18 protein-coding genes are annotated in these 15,713 nt (G+C 61.9%); 9 read left to right on the top strand and 9 right to left on the bottom strand.

All coding sequences use genetic code 11. The features are described from left to right. Positions 1-86 precede the first annotated feature (86 nt). From AC1D2N_RS25775 to AC1D2N_RS25755, 5 genes are read right to left on the bottom strand one after another with little or no spacing between them, the layout of a single operon-like run. Positions 87-1,793 carry a methyl-accepting chemotaxis protein gene (locus AC1D2N_RS25775; protein ID WP_018243493.1) on the bottom strand — a complete coding sequence of 569 codons (1,707 nt, stop codon included), beginning with the start codon at positions 1,791-1,793 and terminating at the stop codon, positions 87-89. Between the two features lie 33 nt (positions 1,794-1,826). Beyond that, a complete protein-coding gene (locus tag AC1D2N_RS25770) occupies positions 1,827-2,339 on the bottom strand; it encodes a chemotaxis protein CheW (RefSeq protein ID WP_018243494.1) in 513 nt (170 codons plus the stop codon). Beyond that, positions 2,336-4,393 carry a chemotaxis protein CheA gene (locus AC1D2N_RS25765; RefSeq protein WP_130758992.1) on the bottom strand — a complete coding sequence of 686 codons (2,058 nt, stop codon included), beginning with the start codon at positions 4,391-4,393 and terminating at the stop codon, positions 2,336-2,338. Before AC1D2N_RS25765 ends, AC1D2N_RS25770 begins: the two co-directional genes overlap by 4 nt. Next, the gene (locus AC1D2N_RS25760; RefSeq protein ID WP_003552634.1) at positions 4,390-4,758 is read right to left on the bottom strand and encodes a response regulator; all 369 of its coding nucleotides are present in this window, start codon (positions 4,756-4,758) and stop codon (positions 4,390-4,392) included. Before AC1D2N_RS25760 ends, AC1D2N_RS25765 begins: the two co-directional genes overlap by 4 nt. Further along, the gene (locus tag AC1D2N_RS25755; protein WP_130758993.1) at positions 4,755-5,084 is read right to left on the bottom strand and encodes an STAS domain-containing protein; all 330 of its coding nucleotides are present in this window, start codon (positions 5,082-5,084) and stop codon (positions 4,755-4,757) included. The genes AC1D2N_RS25760 and AC1D2N_RS25755 overlap by 4 nt, the downstream gene beginning before the upstream one ends. A gap of 339 nt (positions 5,085-5,423) precedes the next feature. Here AC1D2N_RS25755 and AC1D2N_RS25750 point away from each other — a divergent pair, with 339 nt between their 5' ends. Continuing rightward, positions 5,424-7,166 carry a chemotaxis protein gene (locus tag AC1D2N_RS25750; protein WP_130758994.1) on the top strand — a complete coding sequence of 581 codons (1,743 nt, stop codon included), beginning with the start codon at positions 5,424-5,426 and terminating at the stop codon, positions 7,164-7,166. 15 nt (positions 7,167-7,181) lie between these two features. Here the strand turns inward: AC1D2N_RS25750 and AC1D2N_RS25745 are convergent, their stop codons facing one another. Together AC1D2N_RS25745 and AC1D2N_RS25740 are read right to left on the bottom strand one after the other, a co-directional pair. Further along, positions 7,182-8,264: a tetratricopeptide repeat protein gene (locus AC1D2N_RS25745; protein WP_130758995.1), complete on the bottom strand. Its 1,083-nt coding sequence runs from the start codon at positions 8,262-8,264 to the stop codon at positions 7,182-7,184. A 10-nt stretch (positions 8,265-8,274) separates the two neighbouring features. Next, positions 8,275-8,928, bottom strand: coding sequence for a thiamine phosphate synthase (locus tag AC1D2N_RS25740; protein ID WP_018243499.1), 654 nt, complete (start codon positions 8,926-8,928; stop codon positions 8,275-8,277). A gap of 107 nt (positions 8,929-9,035) precedes the next feature. On the opposite strand from AC1D2N_RS25740, the gene AC1D2N_RS25735 reads away from it, so the two are divergent. Together AC1D2N_RS25735 and AC1D2N_RS25730 are read left to right on the top strand one after the other, a co-directional pair. Beyond that, on the top strand, positions 9,036-9,800 hold the full coding sequence (locus AC1D2N_RS25735; RefSeq protein ID WP_064651175.1) for a sulfite exporter TauE/SafE family protein: 765 nt from the start codon (positions 9,036-9,038) through the stop codon (positions 9,798-9,800). 180 nt (positions 9,801-9,980) lie between these two features. Beyond that, positions 9,981-10,241: an ArsR/SmtB family transcription factor gene (locus tag AC1D2N_RS25730; RefSeq protein ID WP_003542830.1), complete on the top strand. Its 261-nt coding sequence runs from the start codon at positions 9,981-9,983 to the stop codon at positions 10,239-10,241. A 206-nt stretch (positions 10,242-10,447) separates the two neighbouring features. Here the strand turns inward: AC1D2N_RS25730 and AC1D2N_RS25725 are convergent, their stop codons facing one another. Further along, positions 10,448-10,621: a YdcH family protein gene (locus tag AC1D2N_RS25725; RefSeq protein ID WP_003542831.1), complete on the bottom strand. Its 174-nt coding sequence runs from the start codon at positions 10,619-10,621 to the stop codon at positions 10,448-10,450. A 228-nt stretch (positions 10,622-10,849) separates the two neighbouring features. Between AC1D2N_RS25725 and AC1D2N_RS25720 the strand changes: the two genes are divergently transcribed. The 6 genes from AC1D2N_RS25720 to AC1D2N_RS25695 all read left to right on the top strand — a co-directional run bounded on the left by AC1D2N_RS25720 (position 10,850) and on the right by AC1D2N_RS25695 (position 14,924). Then, complete coding sequence (locus AC1D2N_RS25720; RefSeq protein WP_017968168.1) at positions 10,850-11,053, top strand: YdcH family protein; 204 nt, start codon at positions 10,850-10,852, stop codon at positions 11,051-11,053. Positions 11,054-11,071: 18 nt separating this feature from the next. Then, positions 11,072-11,566 (top strand): 5-(carboxyamino)imidazole ribonucleotide mutase, encoded by a 495-nt coding sequence (purE, locus tag AC1D2N_RS25715; protein WP_011653459.1) that lies wholly within the window; start codon positions 11,072-11,074, stop codon positions 11,564-11,566. Then, positions 11,563-12,639: a 5-(carboxyamino)imidazole ribonucleotide synthase gene (locus AC1D2N_RS25710; protein WP_130758996.1), complete on the top strand. Its 1,077-nt coding sequence runs from the start codon at positions 11,563-11,565 to the stop codon at positions 12,637-12,639. The genes purE and AC1D2N_RS25710 overlap by 4 nt, the downstream gene beginning before the upstream one ends. Before the next feature lie 164 nt (positions 12,640-12,803). Continuing rightward, entirely contained in the window at positions 12,804-12,929 is a 126-nt protein-coding gene (ykgO, locus tag AC1D2N_RS25705; protein WP_003566454.1) for a type B 50S ribosomal protein L36, read from the top strand. Positions 12,930-13,040: 111 nt separating this feature from the next. Further along, entirely contained in the window at positions 13,041-13,676 is a 636-nt protein-coding gene (locus tag AC1D2N_RS25700) for a tetratricopeptide repeat protein (RefSeq protein ID WP_018243502.1), read from the top strand. A 192-nt stretch (positions 13,677-13,868) separates the two neighbouring features. After that, a complete protein-coding gene (locus AC1D2N_RS25695; RefSeq protein WP_130759092.1) occupies positions 13,869-14,924 on the top strand; it encodes an alpha/beta hydrolase in 1,056 nt (351 codons plus the stop codon). A gap of 58 nt (positions 14,925-14,982) precedes the next feature. On the opposite strand, the gene AC1D2N_RS25690 is transcribed toward AC1D2N_RS25695, so the two are convergent. Further along, positions 14,983-15,699, bottom strand: coding sequence for an SDR family oxidoreductase (locus AC1D2N_RS25690; RefSeq protein ID WP_130758998.1), 717 nt, complete (start codon positions 15,697-15,699; stop codon positions 14,983-14,985). Positions 15,700-15,713 lie beyond the last annotated feature (14 nt).

Below are 15,713 nucleotides of genomic sequence, written 5' to 3'. Positions count from 1 at the left end.
GGGGGATATTCCCGTCTCGGGCCGCCGGAGCAGCCCGAGGGATCAGTTTGCGGCGAAGGCGCATAAGCGCTTCCCCCGGGGAGCGCTTATGCGCTCTCCCTGAAATCGTCATCGCTGGCATCCGGACCACCCATCGACATATCGAGAGCAAAGCCTTTGAGACGCTGCTGCTGAGCCGAAATCGTCTGGGCGCGGCCTTGGCTATGGGCCTGCGGGGCAGCCTTGCGGACAGCGGCCGGGGCCTTCACCTTGGCGGAAGCTTTTGGCTGCGCTTTGTTGGCGCCGGACCGCGCGCTGCCTGCCGTATCGACCTTGAAGAAGGCGATCGACGTCTGCAGCTCTTCGGCCTGGGAGGCGAGTTCCTCCGAGGTTGCCGACATCTGCTCGGAGGCGCCGGCATTCTGCTGCGTCACCTTGTCGAGCTGCTGGATCGCTTCATTGATCTGCGAGGCGCCGATATCCTGTTCGCGGCAAGCGGCGCTGATCTCGGAGACCAGTTCCGCCGTTTTGCGAATGTCGGGCACCAGCCGGCCGAGCATGTCGCCGGCATCGGCGGCAGCCTTGACCGTGTCGCTCGACATCGAGCTGATTTCGGCGGCAGCCGATTGGCTGCGTTCGGCAAGTTTGCGCACCTCCGAAGCGACGACCGCAAAACCCTTGCCGTGCTCGCCGGCGCGTGCCGCTTCGACGGCGGCGTTGAGGGCGAGTAGATCGGTCTGGCGGGCGATTTCCTGGACGATGCCGATCTTCTGGGCGATCGTGCGCATAGCGTCGACGGCGCGCGTCACCGCTTCACCGCTGGCTTCCGCATCCTTGGCCGACTGGCGGGCGATTTTTTCGGTCTGCGCCGCATTGTCGGCGTTCTGCTTGATGTTGGCGGCCATCTCTTCCATCGAGGCGGAAGCCTCTTCGGCCGAAGCCGCCTGTTCGGTAGCACCCTGCGAGACCTGTTCCGAGCTTGCCGAAAGCTGCTGGCTGCCGGAAGAGACGTTTTCGGCGGCCGACAGTGCGTCGGCGACGACGCCGCGCAGGCGTTCGATCATCGTGTTGACGTTGCCTAGAAGTTCGCCGATTTCGTCATGGCTGGTGATATCGGCCATCTTTGTCAGATCGCCTTCCGACACTTCGCGAACCACGGTGTTGGCACGACTGAGGCCCTTGCTGATCGTGCTGGCGATCCAGAAGGCGGTAAAGGCAGCAATCAGCAGGGCGACCGCGGCGACCGCAACCATCATTGTGCGCGTCGTCGTGTATTGCGCTTCGGCGCCGTCGTCAGCAGCCTTCATGCGCTGCTTTTCAAGTGCCAGGATCTCGCTGAGCGTCGAGTCGATGTCGTTGGCAGCGGCGCGCGCCGTCGTGACGGAGATGGCATTTGCGCCTTCGGCATTGCCGGCCTTCACATATTCGCGGATCTGATCGTCGGCTCCATTGAAGGTCTTGGAAAGTTCGGCGATGCGGGCCCAACGCGCCTTGCCTTCTTCCGTTGCCAGCGCCAACACCTGGCTGAAGGCGTCGGCGAATTCCTTGCGAGCCTGATTGCCCTTGGCGATTGCCCCGGCCGTCTCGTCTGCGCTGCGGGCGGTGAGCAGGTTCTTCTGCTGGCGGATCGCCTCGAGCTGAGCGATGTTGATCTGCTGCGCGAAATCCAGGCGGGCAGCCGGGCCGGCGAGAAGCTTATCGATCGTGTCGTTCAGCGATCCAAGGCTGAAGACACCGTAAGCGGCAGTGCCCACGAGCATTACAATGATGAAGGTGAACGCGGTCACCAGTTTCGTCTTGATTGTCAGTCGCATGGTCCCCAAACCCCTCGTTGAATTCATCCAGCGTCAATTGGCGGCTCCAGCCGCGTCGTGCCTCGATGAAAAAATCGCCTGCAGATTAGGGAGAATGATGAATTCTCCGCCCCTCTTCACCAGGCAGTTGATGTAATCGGCGCGCCAGCGCATGCCGATGCTCGGCGGTGCCTCGCTCGCGGACTTTGCAAGTGTCGTCACCTCGTTCACCTTGTCGGTTCTGAGGCCGACGAGCGTCTGCTCGCCCTGCAGATCGATCTCGATGACGATGATGCGGCTGTCGATCGTCGCCTCTGCCGCTTCCATCCCGAAGGCGAGACGCAGATCGGCGAGCGGAATGACCTTGCCGCGAAAGTTGATGACGCTGGCGACGAAGGGCTGGCTGCCCGGCACCGCGGTCTCAGGAAGCAGGTCCAGGATCTCCTGGACGATGACCGCTTCAAGTGCGAAGGTTTCGCCATTGAGATCAAAGGTCAGGACCTCGACTTCCTCGGCATAGCTCCAGTGATTGTCGAATCGTTCGGCCGTTGCTGCTGTTGCGCTCATCCTGCTACACGCAATTGCGCCTCCTGTTGTTGACCCGCGGCAACCAGGTGCCCGACGTCGAGAATGAGAGCGACGCTGCCGTCGCCGAGAATGGTGGCGCCCGAGAAGGTCGCGACGTTATTGTGCAGCTTCGACATCGACTTGATGACCGTCTGGTGGTCGCCGATGATCTGGTCAACGACGAGGCCGACGCGCTCCGTGCCGGTCGAGATGACGACGACCTTCTGATGCACATCGGGCTTGGTGCCGGTGCGGAAGAGGTCGCGCAGGCGCAGGAACGGCACCAGGCTGTCGCGCAGCGAGATGAAGCTGCGGCCGCGCGAGCGGAGATCTTCCTCGAGCGACAGTTCGAGGCATTCCTCGACCGCCGAAAGTGGGATGACGTAGCGGCCGGAACCGACGCGCACCAGCAGGCCGTCGATGATGGCGAGCGTCAGCGGGATGCGCAGCGACACTTCCGAACCCTGTCCCGGCATGCTGACGATGTCGATTGCGCCGCGGAGGGCTTCGACCGTCTTCTTGACCACGTCCATGCCGACGCCGCGGCCGGACAGATTGGTGATAGCTGCTGCCGTCGAGAAGCCGGGGGCGAAGATCAGCTGCAGCAGCTCTGAGTCGGAAAGCGGCTGGCCGGGCTGGATAAGGCCGGAGGATTCGGCCTTGGCGCGAACCCGTTCACGATTGATGCCGCGGCCGTCGTCCTTGATCGAGATGATCACCTCGCCGCCGGCCTGGCGGGCCGAAAGCGTCACCGTCCCGGCTTCGGTCTTGCCGGAGGCAAGCCGTTCGGCGGGCGTTTCGAGGCCATGATCAATCGAGTTGCGCACCAGATGCACCAGCGGATCGGCCAGACGCTCGATGACCGTCTTGTCGACTTCGGTGCTCTCGCCCTCCGTCACCAGCTCGATCACCTTGCCGGTCTCGCGGGCGAGATCGTGGACGAGGCGGCGGAAGCGGGAGAAGAGGGTGGCGACCGGCACCATGCGCAGCACCATCATCGTGTCGCGCAATTCGCCGGACAGGCGTTCGATTTCTTCCGAAACGGAACGCAGCGCGATATCGGTGCTGGCGCTGGCGAGCTGGCTGAGGCGCGACTGCGCGATGACGAGCTCGCCGACGCGGTCCATCAGCTCATCGAGACGTTCGGCCGGAACGCGGACATTCTCGGCCGCCTTTGCCTGGCTGACGACGGCGGGCGCCTCGCGCTTGGCGGGAACCGCCTCGACTGGACGGAATTCCGGGGCCGTGGTCGACGAAGGGGGGGCGGTCGATGTTGCGGCGACGGGGACAGGGGCAGCCCTTTCCTCGACCGGAGCGGCGGTTGCCGCTGCCGTATCACTGATCTCCTCGACGCTGAGTTCCATGTCATCGAGCACAAAGATGAAAACGTCGTCGATCGCTGAACGATCCTGCTCGCTGGTCAGCGTCACGTCCCAGGAAATATGGAGCTCCGTCGGAACCAGATCGTCGAGGGCCGGAATGGCCGAGGTGTTGGCGCGCACGCTGCATTCGCCGAGATCGCGCAGCTCGTCCAGCAGGCCGAGCGGGTTGGTGCCGTTGGCCATCGAATTGGCGGGCAGGCTGAAGCGGATGCGCCAGCTGTTCTTCATCTTCGCCGGTGCGTCGAGCACGGCCGCGGGCGGGGGAACAGCGGCGGGCGCTGCTGCAGCCGCCGCTTGCTTGCCACCGACGGCAGCCTGCAGCTGCGCCAGAAGCTTATTCCCGGTATCGCCGTGATCGGCATCCGGCTGGTCGACGAGGGCACGCATATGGTCCTGGGCGGCGAGAACGGCGGCGACGAGTTCACTGGTCGCCGCGACCTCGCCCTTGCGGACGCGGTCGAAGGCTGTTTCGCAATGATGGGTGAAGGCGGCGAGCGCCTCGAAACCGAACATCGCGCCGGAGCCCTTGAGCGTGTGGAGCCCGCGGAACACGGCGTCGACCAGATCCTTGTTGTCGAGCTGGTGGGTCAGGTCGAGAAGACCGGCCTCGATCGCTTCGAGGCATTCGGCAGCTTCCGTGCGGAATACGGCGACCGGATCGAGTGTACTCATCGTCCGAGAACCTTCTTCACGATCTTCACCAGACTTTCCGGGTCGAACGGCTTGGTCAGCCAGCCCGTCGCGCCGGCGGCCTTGGCGCGCGCCTTGAGATCGGCGTCCGATTCCGTCGTCAGGAAGATGATCGGAACGCCGGCCTGCGCCGGCAGCTTGCGCAGTTCCTCGATCATCGTCAGCCCGTCCATGACAGGCATGTTGAGATCGGTCACGATCAGATCGAAGCTGCTGCCCTTGGCGGTCGCGAGGCCCTCTGCCCCATTGACCGCCTCGGTGACGCTATAGCCGGCATTGGTCAGCGTGACCTTGGTGGTCAAACGAATGCTGGCGGAATCGTCGACGGTCAGGATATTTGCACTCATAACGTCACCTCTTTATGCAACCAGAAATTTGCGTCTTCTTGATCGAAGGATTCGATGAAACCTGCGCGCTCAAGTACCTTCAAGACCGATCCATTGGCCGGCGAAGAAAGCTTGAACGTCTTTCCCTTGGATTTTGCTTGGCGGCGCGAGGATTCGATGAGTTGAACGAAACTCAGATCCGCTTCCGCACCTTCTGGAATGCTGACGATGATTGTATCGCGGCTATGAAATTCATCATTAAACTTGGAATATAGTTCGGTCACATTACGAATGCTGAGCACGTCTGGCAAATTTATAGATTCGTAATATTGTTTCTGAGTATCCAATGCAGCCTCCTGGGCCAGAAAATACTTGACGACCCTAAAAGGACTCTCACGGCAGCGTTAATGCGGGGTAAACAGCGGTTGTAGGAAACTGCCGTATAGCGCGTTCCGCGACTCCCAATTCTCATCCGGGATAAGTTGTATTTTTTTCTCAAAATTTAGAAATAAATAAAATAAAAACAATATGTTGAATCATCAAGTCGAGCGTTACGCTTTCACCGACACGCCATCGACATCTTTCGTTAATCACAACGCTGGCGAGTCCGGCGCGTTTACCGGACGTTTCCATCCTGCCCGTAAAAATAGAGTTGAATCGCCTGGATCTTAAGAAAAGGTATAAAAGTGGCACACGCTCTGGTATCACCGAACGCTGCAGCCTACACATCAGGACGGGACATCAGCCAGACCCTGGAATCCGCCCGCGGCCAGGTCGAGGAACGGTTCCTCGAAGGCGGCACCGTGCTGCTGTCGGTGATGGATGTCCTCAACCGTCTGTTGAACTCGCTCGAGAGTGTCACCACGACGCTCGACAACAAGGATGCGAGCGACACCAGCGCCGATCTTCGCGCCACGGTCGAGAGCTTGACGGCGCTGCCGGTCACCGAGGAAAACCGCCAGCAGGCGCTCGTCTCGCTGGCGCATACCGGCAGGGAGCTGCGCAAGCACGTCTCCGACATGCAGGAGACGATGCGTTATCTCAGAACCTTCGCCGTGACCGTGAAGATCACCGGTGCCGGCCTTGCCGAATTCGCCGGCTTCGCCCAGGAGATCCTGGAGCGCATCTATTCCGGCACCGATGAGGTCAACCGTTTCGCCACGCATCTCGACAGTCTCGATAAGGAGGTCAAGCTCGCCACCTCCTTTGGCGCCAGCGTTTCCAAGGGTTATGCCGATACCGTTCCGGCCGTCGCCGGAGCCCTGCGCGATGATGCCGCCAAGATCGCCCAACATCGCAAGGATCTCGGCGTCATCGCCCGCGAGGTCGGTGCGATTGCCCGCGCCGTCCAGGGCAAGGTCGCCTCGACGCTGTCTGCCCTGCAGATCGGCGATATCACCCGCCAGCGCATCGAGCATGTACAGGCTACCTTTTCGCTCCTTGAGGATTTCTTTGCCGGCGAGGATGGCGCCAGCCTCGACGCCGGCGCCCGCCAGCGCCTCCAGAACGTCATTCACCATCTGACCGCAGCGCAGATGAGCGACATGTGCGCAAATTTCCAGCGGGATTCTGAGAACGTCGTCAAGACGATCGCGAGTTTCGACCACGACATGCGAGAGATCCTCAAGCTGCGCGATCAGATGAGCGGTCAGAGCGGCGAGGCCGGCGGCAACTTCATGCGCGCGCTGGAATCCAGCGTTTCGGCCGCCCACGAAATCGTCAAGCAGGTCGACACGGCAAGCCGCCAGGCCGATCAGGTGAGCCAGTCGACGATCGGCACAGCCGCCAAGCTCTCCGAAGCGATCGGCAACATCCGCGCCGTCAAGACCGACATTCACTATATGGCTTTGAATACCAACCTGCGCTGCAGCCGCCTCGGCGAGGAAGGCAAGTCGATCAACGTCGTCACCGCCGAACTGCGCATCTTCGCCGGCAAGCTCGACGATTCTGCCGACGCCATCGTCAACGGCCTGCCGGCGCTCGAAGCCGCGGCCGGGCGCGTCGCTCCCGCCACGGATGCCGCAGCCGGCAGCCTGGGAGAAAGCCTGACGTCGGCCGTCGGCAACATCCGCTCGGCAGCCAACGTGATGGAAAACGAGTTGAAGGTGCTCGCCGAGAACGGTCGCGAGGTCGCCACCAAGATCAGCCTGCTGATCGGCAAGCTCGATTTCCAGCATGATCTCGGTGAAGTCCTTGCCGGCTGCGCCGGTCTGCTCGAAGGCGTCGCCGGCACTGAGGTCGCCGATATCTCCGATCTCGCCGAGACGATCGCGCCGCTCGACCGCAAGATCTTCAAGCACTACACGATGGTCCAGGAACGCAACATTCATCGCGGCATAATTCCGGCGAGCGAGGACAGCACCCCCGTTCCCGCCGAGACCGCCAAAGCCGAAAACGATGAGGATCTGTTCGCCGATGCGCTTTTCTAAGTTAGGATACGGTCGCTATCGCCGCCGGAACTTGTTGGCGGCCTCGATCGCCGCCTTCTGCTGATCGTCCTCGATGCCGAGATAGAAATCCTCGAGCGACGGATCGGCAAGCCCGGCCCGGCGCGACAGCACGTACCACTTCGCCGCCTCGACCGGATTGGGCGGCGTGCCGATCGCATTGATATAGAGATGGGCGAGCTTGTTCTGCGCGACGACGTTGCCGCCATTGGCGGCAAGTTTCAGCCATTCGAAACCCTTGACGTAATCCTTCGGCCCACCCACGCCGTTGACCAGCCAGATGCCGAGATCGAGCTGGGCCGTGTCGAAACCGGCGCGCGCTGCACGTGCCATCCACTCGCGGGCAAGCTTTTTCTTTTCCTCCGGCAGGTCCTTCAGCGTCGCATAGATCTGCGCTACGGCATATTGCGAATCGGCAATGCCCTGCTCGGCCGATTTCTCGTAGAACGGCAGCGCGAGCTTCAGTCCCTTCTCGCCGGGATTGTCGGCGACGAGAAGCTGCGCCCAGTTGAATTCCGCCGAAGGATTGCCGCCCTCGGCCGCCTTGCGCATGTAGTCGTCGGCCTTGACCTTGTCACGCGGCACGCCCTCGCCTTCCATCAGGATCAGCGCATATTTGAACATGGCCGCCGCATCGCCGCCTTCGGCCGCCTTGCCGTACCAGAAGGCAGCATTCTTCACGTCCTTCTTGACGCCGAGACCCTGCGAGAGGATTTCGCCGATCAGCGTCTGCGCCGCCGGATCGCCGAGCTGGGCGCGCGGCAGCGCCTTGTCCATTGCCGTCAGGTAATAACCGCGTTGGAAGGCGCCGTAAGCTTCGTCGATCGGCCCCTTGTAATCCTTCTCCGGCGGCAGATCCGGCAACTTCGCGCCCATGCGGTCGAACACGCCGACGCCGTCGGAGGGCCCGACGTCCGAGGCGGAGGGCCGGTCCGTGCGGAAGGTCGAAGCCGGCGCCGTGCCCGGCTGGCTGATGACGCTGTCCGGCGCCTGCGCCAGGGCGACATTCGGCCCGGCCGCAACGAGGGCGGTCACGCTGGCAAGGATATATTTCAAAAGGCGGGCGGGCAGGATCGGCATGAGCGCGATTTCAATCCTCAAACCGTGGCGCTTTTTCGTCAAGCAACGCGTTGATTTCGGCAACGACCGACGGCGCCCGGCCGGGCTCACCAAAGACCGCCAGCCGCAGCGCCACGAACTCCGCACCAGTCTCGGCGACGGCGAGCGCCGAGGCCGGATCAGTGCCGCCCATGACGATGCAGGGAATCTCGATCATCGAGGCCCACCATTCGCCGAGCGCAAGGTTCTTCGGATGCGCCTCCGGCTTGATGTCGCCATCGAGCTTGCCGAAGAAGATATAGTCCGGCCTGACTTCGCCGATCTCCAGCGCATGGTGCCGGTCGGCCGCGTTGCCACCGCCGACGATCAGCTTCGGCGCATGTTTGTCGATCGCTTCCGAAAGCGCCTCGGCATTGCTGGAAAGGTGCAGGCCATCGGCCTTTGCCCGGCCTGCGACACGGCTGTCACCTGCAATCAGCGCGGCTGCTCCAGCATTCTGGATCAATGGCACCAGCTTTTCGGCATGTTTCTGGAAGGTGCCGTCGTCGAGCCCGTATTGCGGCACGATCACCGAGGCGACATCGCCGCCCTTCAGCGCATCGGCGACGATCTTTGCCTGTTCATCGGCATCGGCGATATCAGGCACGATGAGCACAAGGCGGCAGCGATTTTCCGGTTCGGTCATGAGGTCTTTCCGTTTCCGGCGAATTCCCCTTCGAAATGAGGGATCCGCACTCGTTTTGTGTGAGTAGTTCCGTTAGACGAGGCTTGCAAGAGGAGGACGTCGAAAGCATGCCGCAGGATTTGTCATTCTACTACGCCGCCGTGCCCGCCGTTCTGCTGGTGGGCCTCGCAAAGGGTGGCATGGGCGACGCTTTGTCGCTGATCGGCCTGCCCTTCCTCGCCCTCGTCGTCTCGCCGGTCGAGGCGGCCGCCATCCTGCTGCCGATCCTGGTCTTCATGGACATGATCTCGCTCGTCATCTGGCGCAAACATGGCGACTGGGCGACGCTGAAGATCATGCTGCCGGGCGCCGTCTTCGGTATCGCGCTGGGCTGGGCGACCTCGGCCCTGGTTCCGGGCAACATGCTGCGCATCGTCATCGGCGCGGTGACCATCTTCTTCTGCCTGCGCTATTTCTGGAACAATTTCGGCCCCGGCGCCGGCAAGGTGATCCCGCCGCGCGGCCAGCGGCCGGTGGCTGCCAGCCTCTGGGGGACATTTTCCGGTTACGGCAGCTTCGTCGCCCATGCCGGCGGTGCGCCCTTCCAGATCTATGCCCTGCCGCTCAAACTGCAGCCGCGCGAATATACCGGCACCAGCGTGCGCTTCTTCGCGATCCTTAACGCCATCAAGCTGATCCCCTATTTTGCACTCGGCCAGCTCGATACCCAGAACCTTGCGACCTCCGCGACGCTTCTGCCCTTTGCCCCGCTCGCCACCATTGCCGGCGCCTGGTGCGTGCGCCGCATGAGGCCACAGATCTTCTATCCCTTCATGTATGCAATGGCGCTGATCGCCGCCTTCCTGATCGTGCGCGAGGGCCTTGGCTGGTAGAAACAACTAAAGCATGTCGCGCAAAACTGTGCAGCGGTTTTGCGATAACGACATGCGTAAAACAAAGAGCTAAAGCGCGAGGCGCGAATCCGAAAGATCGCGACGCGCTTTAGAAATCACGGCACGCTGCAATGCACAATTTCCTTGCTGGCGCGGCCGGTTTGACGTAGCGTTCCTGCCATGTCGAACACGGACCCTTTCTCTGCGATTGCCGATCCGAACCGGCGGTTTCTGCTGGAGGAATTGCGTCGCGCGCCACGGACGGTCAATGAGCTCGCCGAGGGCCTACCGATCAGCCGCCCTGCTGTTTCGCAGCATCTGAAGGCGCTACTCGACAGCAATCTCGTCTCCGTGACCTCGGAAGGCACCAAACGTATCTATACGGTCAACAACCGCGGCTTCGACAAGCTCAATTTGTGGCTGGATCAGTTCTGGGCCTGAGGCAGGTCCCCATGAGATCTGGGGATACGATGCAAATCATAAGAACGCGATGTGAGACGCAGCGGACCCAAAAGCGCCAGCCACGATGCCGGATGCATCGGACTGGCGCAAATCTGGTGTCAAATCACCGGTTCTTGCTAATTTTTGGCGGAATGGATGGATTTACCTTGTTGCGCAAGATGATCGCCCGGCGACCCTTGGGAAGATTAGTGGACGGATGACTTAAGACGCTGAATCTCGTCCTTGATGCGCAGCTTGCGGCGCTTGCATTCGGCAAGTTCCGTATCGGAAATAGAGGGAGATGTTCTGAGCGCGTGCAACTCCTCCTCGAGAGCAACATGCTTTTTCTGGAGTGACTCAAGATGAGCTTGAACAGTCATATGACCCTTCCTTCCTCTTTACCCTCCCCGGCCATCATCGTCGGGGATCAAGGTGTCAACGGCCGGACTGTGACATATTTTTGAAGGCTTGTCGAAGGCCAAAAGATGGAGACTGGATGGCAATTTCATGATCAAGACTAACTAGCCGTTACCTGTATTTGGTGATAGGAGCTTGCGGAAATCATCGGCAGATCGGACAAGGTCCAGGGACGGTAACGGGGAATGCATATGGCCGATCAGGAACAGGCGGAAATCAGGCTCACGGTGGCGCGTCTGCGTCAGGAGCACGAGGATTTCGATGCCGCGATCAACGCCATGATCCAGACCGGATGCGATGCTCTGCGGATCCAGCGTATGAAAAAGAAAAAGCTCGTCATCAAGGACAGGCTCTCCAAGCTGGAAGATCAGATCATCCCTGACATCATCGCCTGAGAGGGAATAGCAGCAACGATGACAGACAGACCACCCGTCGCCATCATCATGGGCAGCCAGTCCGACTGGGAGACCATGAAAAACGCCGCCGACACGCTGGAGGCGCTTGAGATCCCTTATGATGCGCGCATCATTTCGGCGCACCGCACAGTGGACCGATTGGTCAATTTCGCCAAGGGCGCACGTGCGGAGGGCTTCAAGGTCATCATCGCCGGCGCCGGCGGCGCTGCCCACCTGCCGGGCATGACCGCCGCGATGACACCGCTGCCGGTTTTCGGCGTGCCGGTCCAGTCGAAAGCCCTGTCCGGCCAGGACAGCCTCCTTTCCATCGTGCAGATGCCGGCCGGTATTCCTGTGGGCACGCTTGCCATCGGCAAGGCCGGCGCGGTCAACGCCGCCCTTCTCGCCGCCGCCGTGCTTGCCCTTTCCGACGAAGAAATCGCCGACCGGCTCGACGAATGGCGCGAGCGCCAGAGTGCTGCCGTCGCCGAATACCCGATGGACGACCTATGACGGCAAGAACGATCGGCATTATCGGCGGCGGCCAGCTCGGCCGCATGCTGGCGATTGCCGCCGCCCGGTTGAATTTTCGCACGGTCATCCTCGAGCCGCAGGCGGACTGCCCGGCCGCCCAGCTCGCCAACCGGCAGATTACCGCCGCCTACGACGATCCGGCGGCACTGGCCGAACTCGCCGATATCTGTGATGTCGTCACCTACGAATTCGAAAACGTGCCCGTCGCAGCCGCCGAAAGGCTCTCGGCGACCGTATCGGTCTATCCGCCGCCGAAGGCGCTGGAAGCCGCCCAGGACCGCCTCGTCGAAAAGCGCTTTCTCAATGACTGCGGCATATCAACCGCCCGCTTCCACGCGATCGACAGCCAGGCCGATCTCGAGACGGCACTGAAGGATTTCGGCGGCCAGGGCGTGCTGAAGACCCGGCGTCTCGGTTATGACGGCAAGGGCCAGAAGGTTTTCCGCTCGGCCGCCGACAGCCCGGAGGGCGCCTATGCCGCACTCGGCGGCGTGCCGCTCATCCTCGAAAGTTTCGTCGCTTTCGAACGCGAGGTCTCGATCATCGCCGCGCGCGCCACCGACGGGACGGTCGTCTGCTTCGATCCCGCCGAGAACGTGCACCGCAACGGCATCCTCCACACCTCGATGGTTCCTGCCGCGATCTCTGCAGCGACAGCGGACGCGGCGCGCCAATCGGCCGAAAAGATCCTTGCCGCGTTGAACTATGTCGGCGTCATCGGCATCGAATTCTTCGTGCTGGCCGATGGCGGCCTGATCGCCAACGAGATGGCGCCGCGTGTCCACAACTCCGGTCACTGGACGGAAGCCGCCTGCGTCGTCAGCCAGTTCGAGCAGCATATCCGGGCCGTCGCCGGCCTGCCGCTCGGCAGTGCCGAGCGCCATTCCGACTGCATCCTGCAGAACCTGATCGGCGACGATATCCTTGCCGTTCCCGACTGGTTGCGGCGCCCCGACACGCTGGTTCATCTCTATGGCAAGACCGAGTGGCGCCCCGGCCGCAAGATGGGTCACGTCACCACCTTGACGCCGAAATCGCTGGTTTTGGCCTGAGAAAACACCCTTGTGCCTTGGGAAAAACACCTTCATGTGGTTGACACGGAAAAGGTGACGAGGTATCTGCTCCCCCACCTAAACAGCGCGCCCGATGGCGCGCTTTTGATTGTTAAAGATACGGGCGAATGTGAATTCCCCCATAGAGATCGCGGATCAGAAAAATGAAGATCAAGAATTCGCTCAAGTCGCTCAAGGCTCGTCACCGTGACAACCGTCTGGTTCGCCGCAAGGGCCGCATCTACATCATCAACAAGCTGAACCCGCGCTTCAAGGCTCGTCAGGGCTGATTTCGCGCGTCCGGATCGCCTTGCCGCGCAGGTTACGCCGGCAGATATATCCGGTGGGTCGCTGCGGCGATCACGTCAAATTTGTTTGATCTTCGGCGTTGGCGGGCTAATATGTCCGCCATGCGCTTTTTTGCTTTGACGTCAGCGGCACTGCCGCTCGCCCTCATCCTGCTCACCTCCCCCTTTCCGGCCGCCGCCGCGGAACAGTCGGCTGCCGCCACGAAAAAAGATGTCATCGTCGAGCAGACGGATGTCAACGGTTCGCCCAAGCAGCACCTCGACCAACTCTTCAGCCAATTGAAGCGTGAACGCGACCCCGACAAGGCCAGCGGCATCGCCAATGAAATCCGCATGGAATGGAACGATTCCGGCAGTGCCACCGTCAATCTGCTGATGCAGTGGGCCGACAAGGCGATCGAGGAAAAGCGCAATCCCGCTGCCCTCGATTTCCTCGATGAGGCGATCGCGCTGAAACCAGATTATGCCGAAAGCTGGAACCGCCGCGCCACGCTGAATTTCGTCATGGGCAATTACCGCAAGTCGATGTCCGACATCGAACGTGTGCTCGATCTCGAACCGCGCCATTTCGGCGCGCTCTCCGGCATGGCAGCGATCCTCAGCAATTCCGGCAACGACCAGCTGACCTTGAAGGCTTGGGAGCGTTTCCTCGATGTCTATCCCGCCGAACGCACCGCGCAGGAACAGGTCAACACGCTGGCGGAAAAACTCGCCGGCAATCGCACCTGATTCCCGGGCTGATATCTTGACGTCGGATCGTGCCGCGCAATTTAAAGCATGTCGCGCAGAAGTGTGCAGCGGTTTGCGATAGCGACATGCGTAAAACAAAGACCTGAGCGCGACGCGCTTTAGAATCTAGAGGGAACGATGTAGCGGTTTGTCCGCATGCAGGTCATCCCGCAATTATCGCTCGTTGAGATCATGCTTGCAGAAGTTTCCGCTCTTCTCGCCCCGCTCGCCGCCGCCATCGGTTACTCCACTTATAAGGCGCGGCAATTCGAACAGGCTTATCCGAATATCGGCGAACTGACGGATGTCGGCGGCTACCGCATGAATGCCGTCCACATCGAGCGTCCCGAAAATGCGGATCTGCCGGCACTGGTCTTCATTCACGGCGCCAGCGGCAATCTGCTCGATCAGGTCGTCGCCTTCCGCGCCGCACTCGAAGGCCGGGCAGAAATGCTGTTCGTCGATCGTCCCGGCCATGGTTATTCCGAGCGCGGCGGCCCCGAGAATGCCGTCCCCTCCGGCCAGGCCGATGCGATCGCCAGGCTGATGGAAAAGCGCGGCATCGAAAAGGCGATCATTGTCGGCCATTCCTTCGGCGGCGCGATCACCGCCGCCTTCGGCCTGCGCCATCCTGACAAGACATCAGGCCTGCTCTTCCTCGCGCCCGCCACCCATCCCTGGCCGGGCGGCATCGACTGGTACTATCACGTGGCGACCGTGCCGATCGTCGGCTGGCTCTTCAACCATGCGATCGTCGTGCCGCTCGGGCTGAGCCGGCTGGAGCGCGGCACGCGGAACGTTTTCCGCCCTAATCCGCGCCCGGCCGACTACATCGAAAGAACCGGTCCGTCGCTCGTATTGCGCCCCGGCGCCTTCCAAAACAACGCCGCCGATTTCAAAAGGCTGCTCGCCTATGTGAAGGAGCAGTCGCTGCTCTATTCGCAGATCACCGCGCCGACCGTCATCATAACCGGCGACAGCGACGAGATCGTCTGGGAACACTTGCACTCGCGCGGCCTTGCCCGCGATATATCAGGCTCCGAACTCATCACCGTCAGCGGCGTCGGCCACAAGCCGGATTATCTCGCGACCGATGTCGCCATCGCCGCCATGGAAAAAATCGCCGGAAAGCCGCTCGACCTGCAGGCGGTTGCCCGCAGGGCCGAGGAGAGACTTGCCGCCGCATCACGCAATCGGACGGTCGTAACCGTGCCGTCGTTGGGGCCAGGCGCCCTGCACGGCGCATGACCTCTCCGGCTTGGATTTCCGGCCCGCGAGACCGTCGGCGGTCCGCCTGAATGCTGCTTCAAGCGCTGAGACGCACACCGCCGTCGCAGGTGATGACATGGCCGCTCATGAAGCCGTTTCCGATCAGGAAGGCGATCGCCTCTGCAATATCCTCCGGCCTGCCGACACGACCGACCGGCGTGCGGCCGGCGAAATCCGCAAAAACGCTGCCGCGCTGCTCCGGCGGCAGGAAACTCCACCACGGCGTATCGACGACCCCAGGTGAAACGCCGTTGACACGCAGCGGCTTCAACTCGGCGGCAAGCACCGGCACCATCGCCTCGATGCCGGCATTGACGGCCGCAAGCCCAGCCGTGCCAGGCATCGCTGCCTGCGCGCTGACTGCCGAAACGAAGGTGATGCTGCCGCCCGGCTGCAGCAGCGGCAATGCCGCCTGGGCTGTCGCGGCATGCGGGATGAGCTTGGTCTGAAACCCGGCAAGCAGATCCGCCATGTCGAGCGTCGCGAAGGGTCCGGCGCCGTGACCGCTGCCCATCGCCAGCACGAGATGACCGAATGCGCCGATCCCGGCAAAAGCCTCCCCAAGGCCGGAAAGCTTCGCCGCATCGAGCACGAGGCTGCGCCGCTCGCCCTCGAGCGATGCCGTCGCCGCATCAAGCTTTTCGCCGTCGCGGCCCGCAATGGTGACTGTGTAACCCTGTTTCAAAAGTAATTTCGCCGTGGCAAGGCCGATGCCGGAAGAACCGCCGATGACGACCACATGCTGCAAAGACATGATGCTGCTCCTTG

It is taken from the genome of Rhizobium sp. P1_B8, from assembly GCF_056406515.1.
The sequence above is the reverse complement of the archived record's forward strand: the minus strand, read 5'-3'. Positions and strand labels throughout refer to the sequence as shown.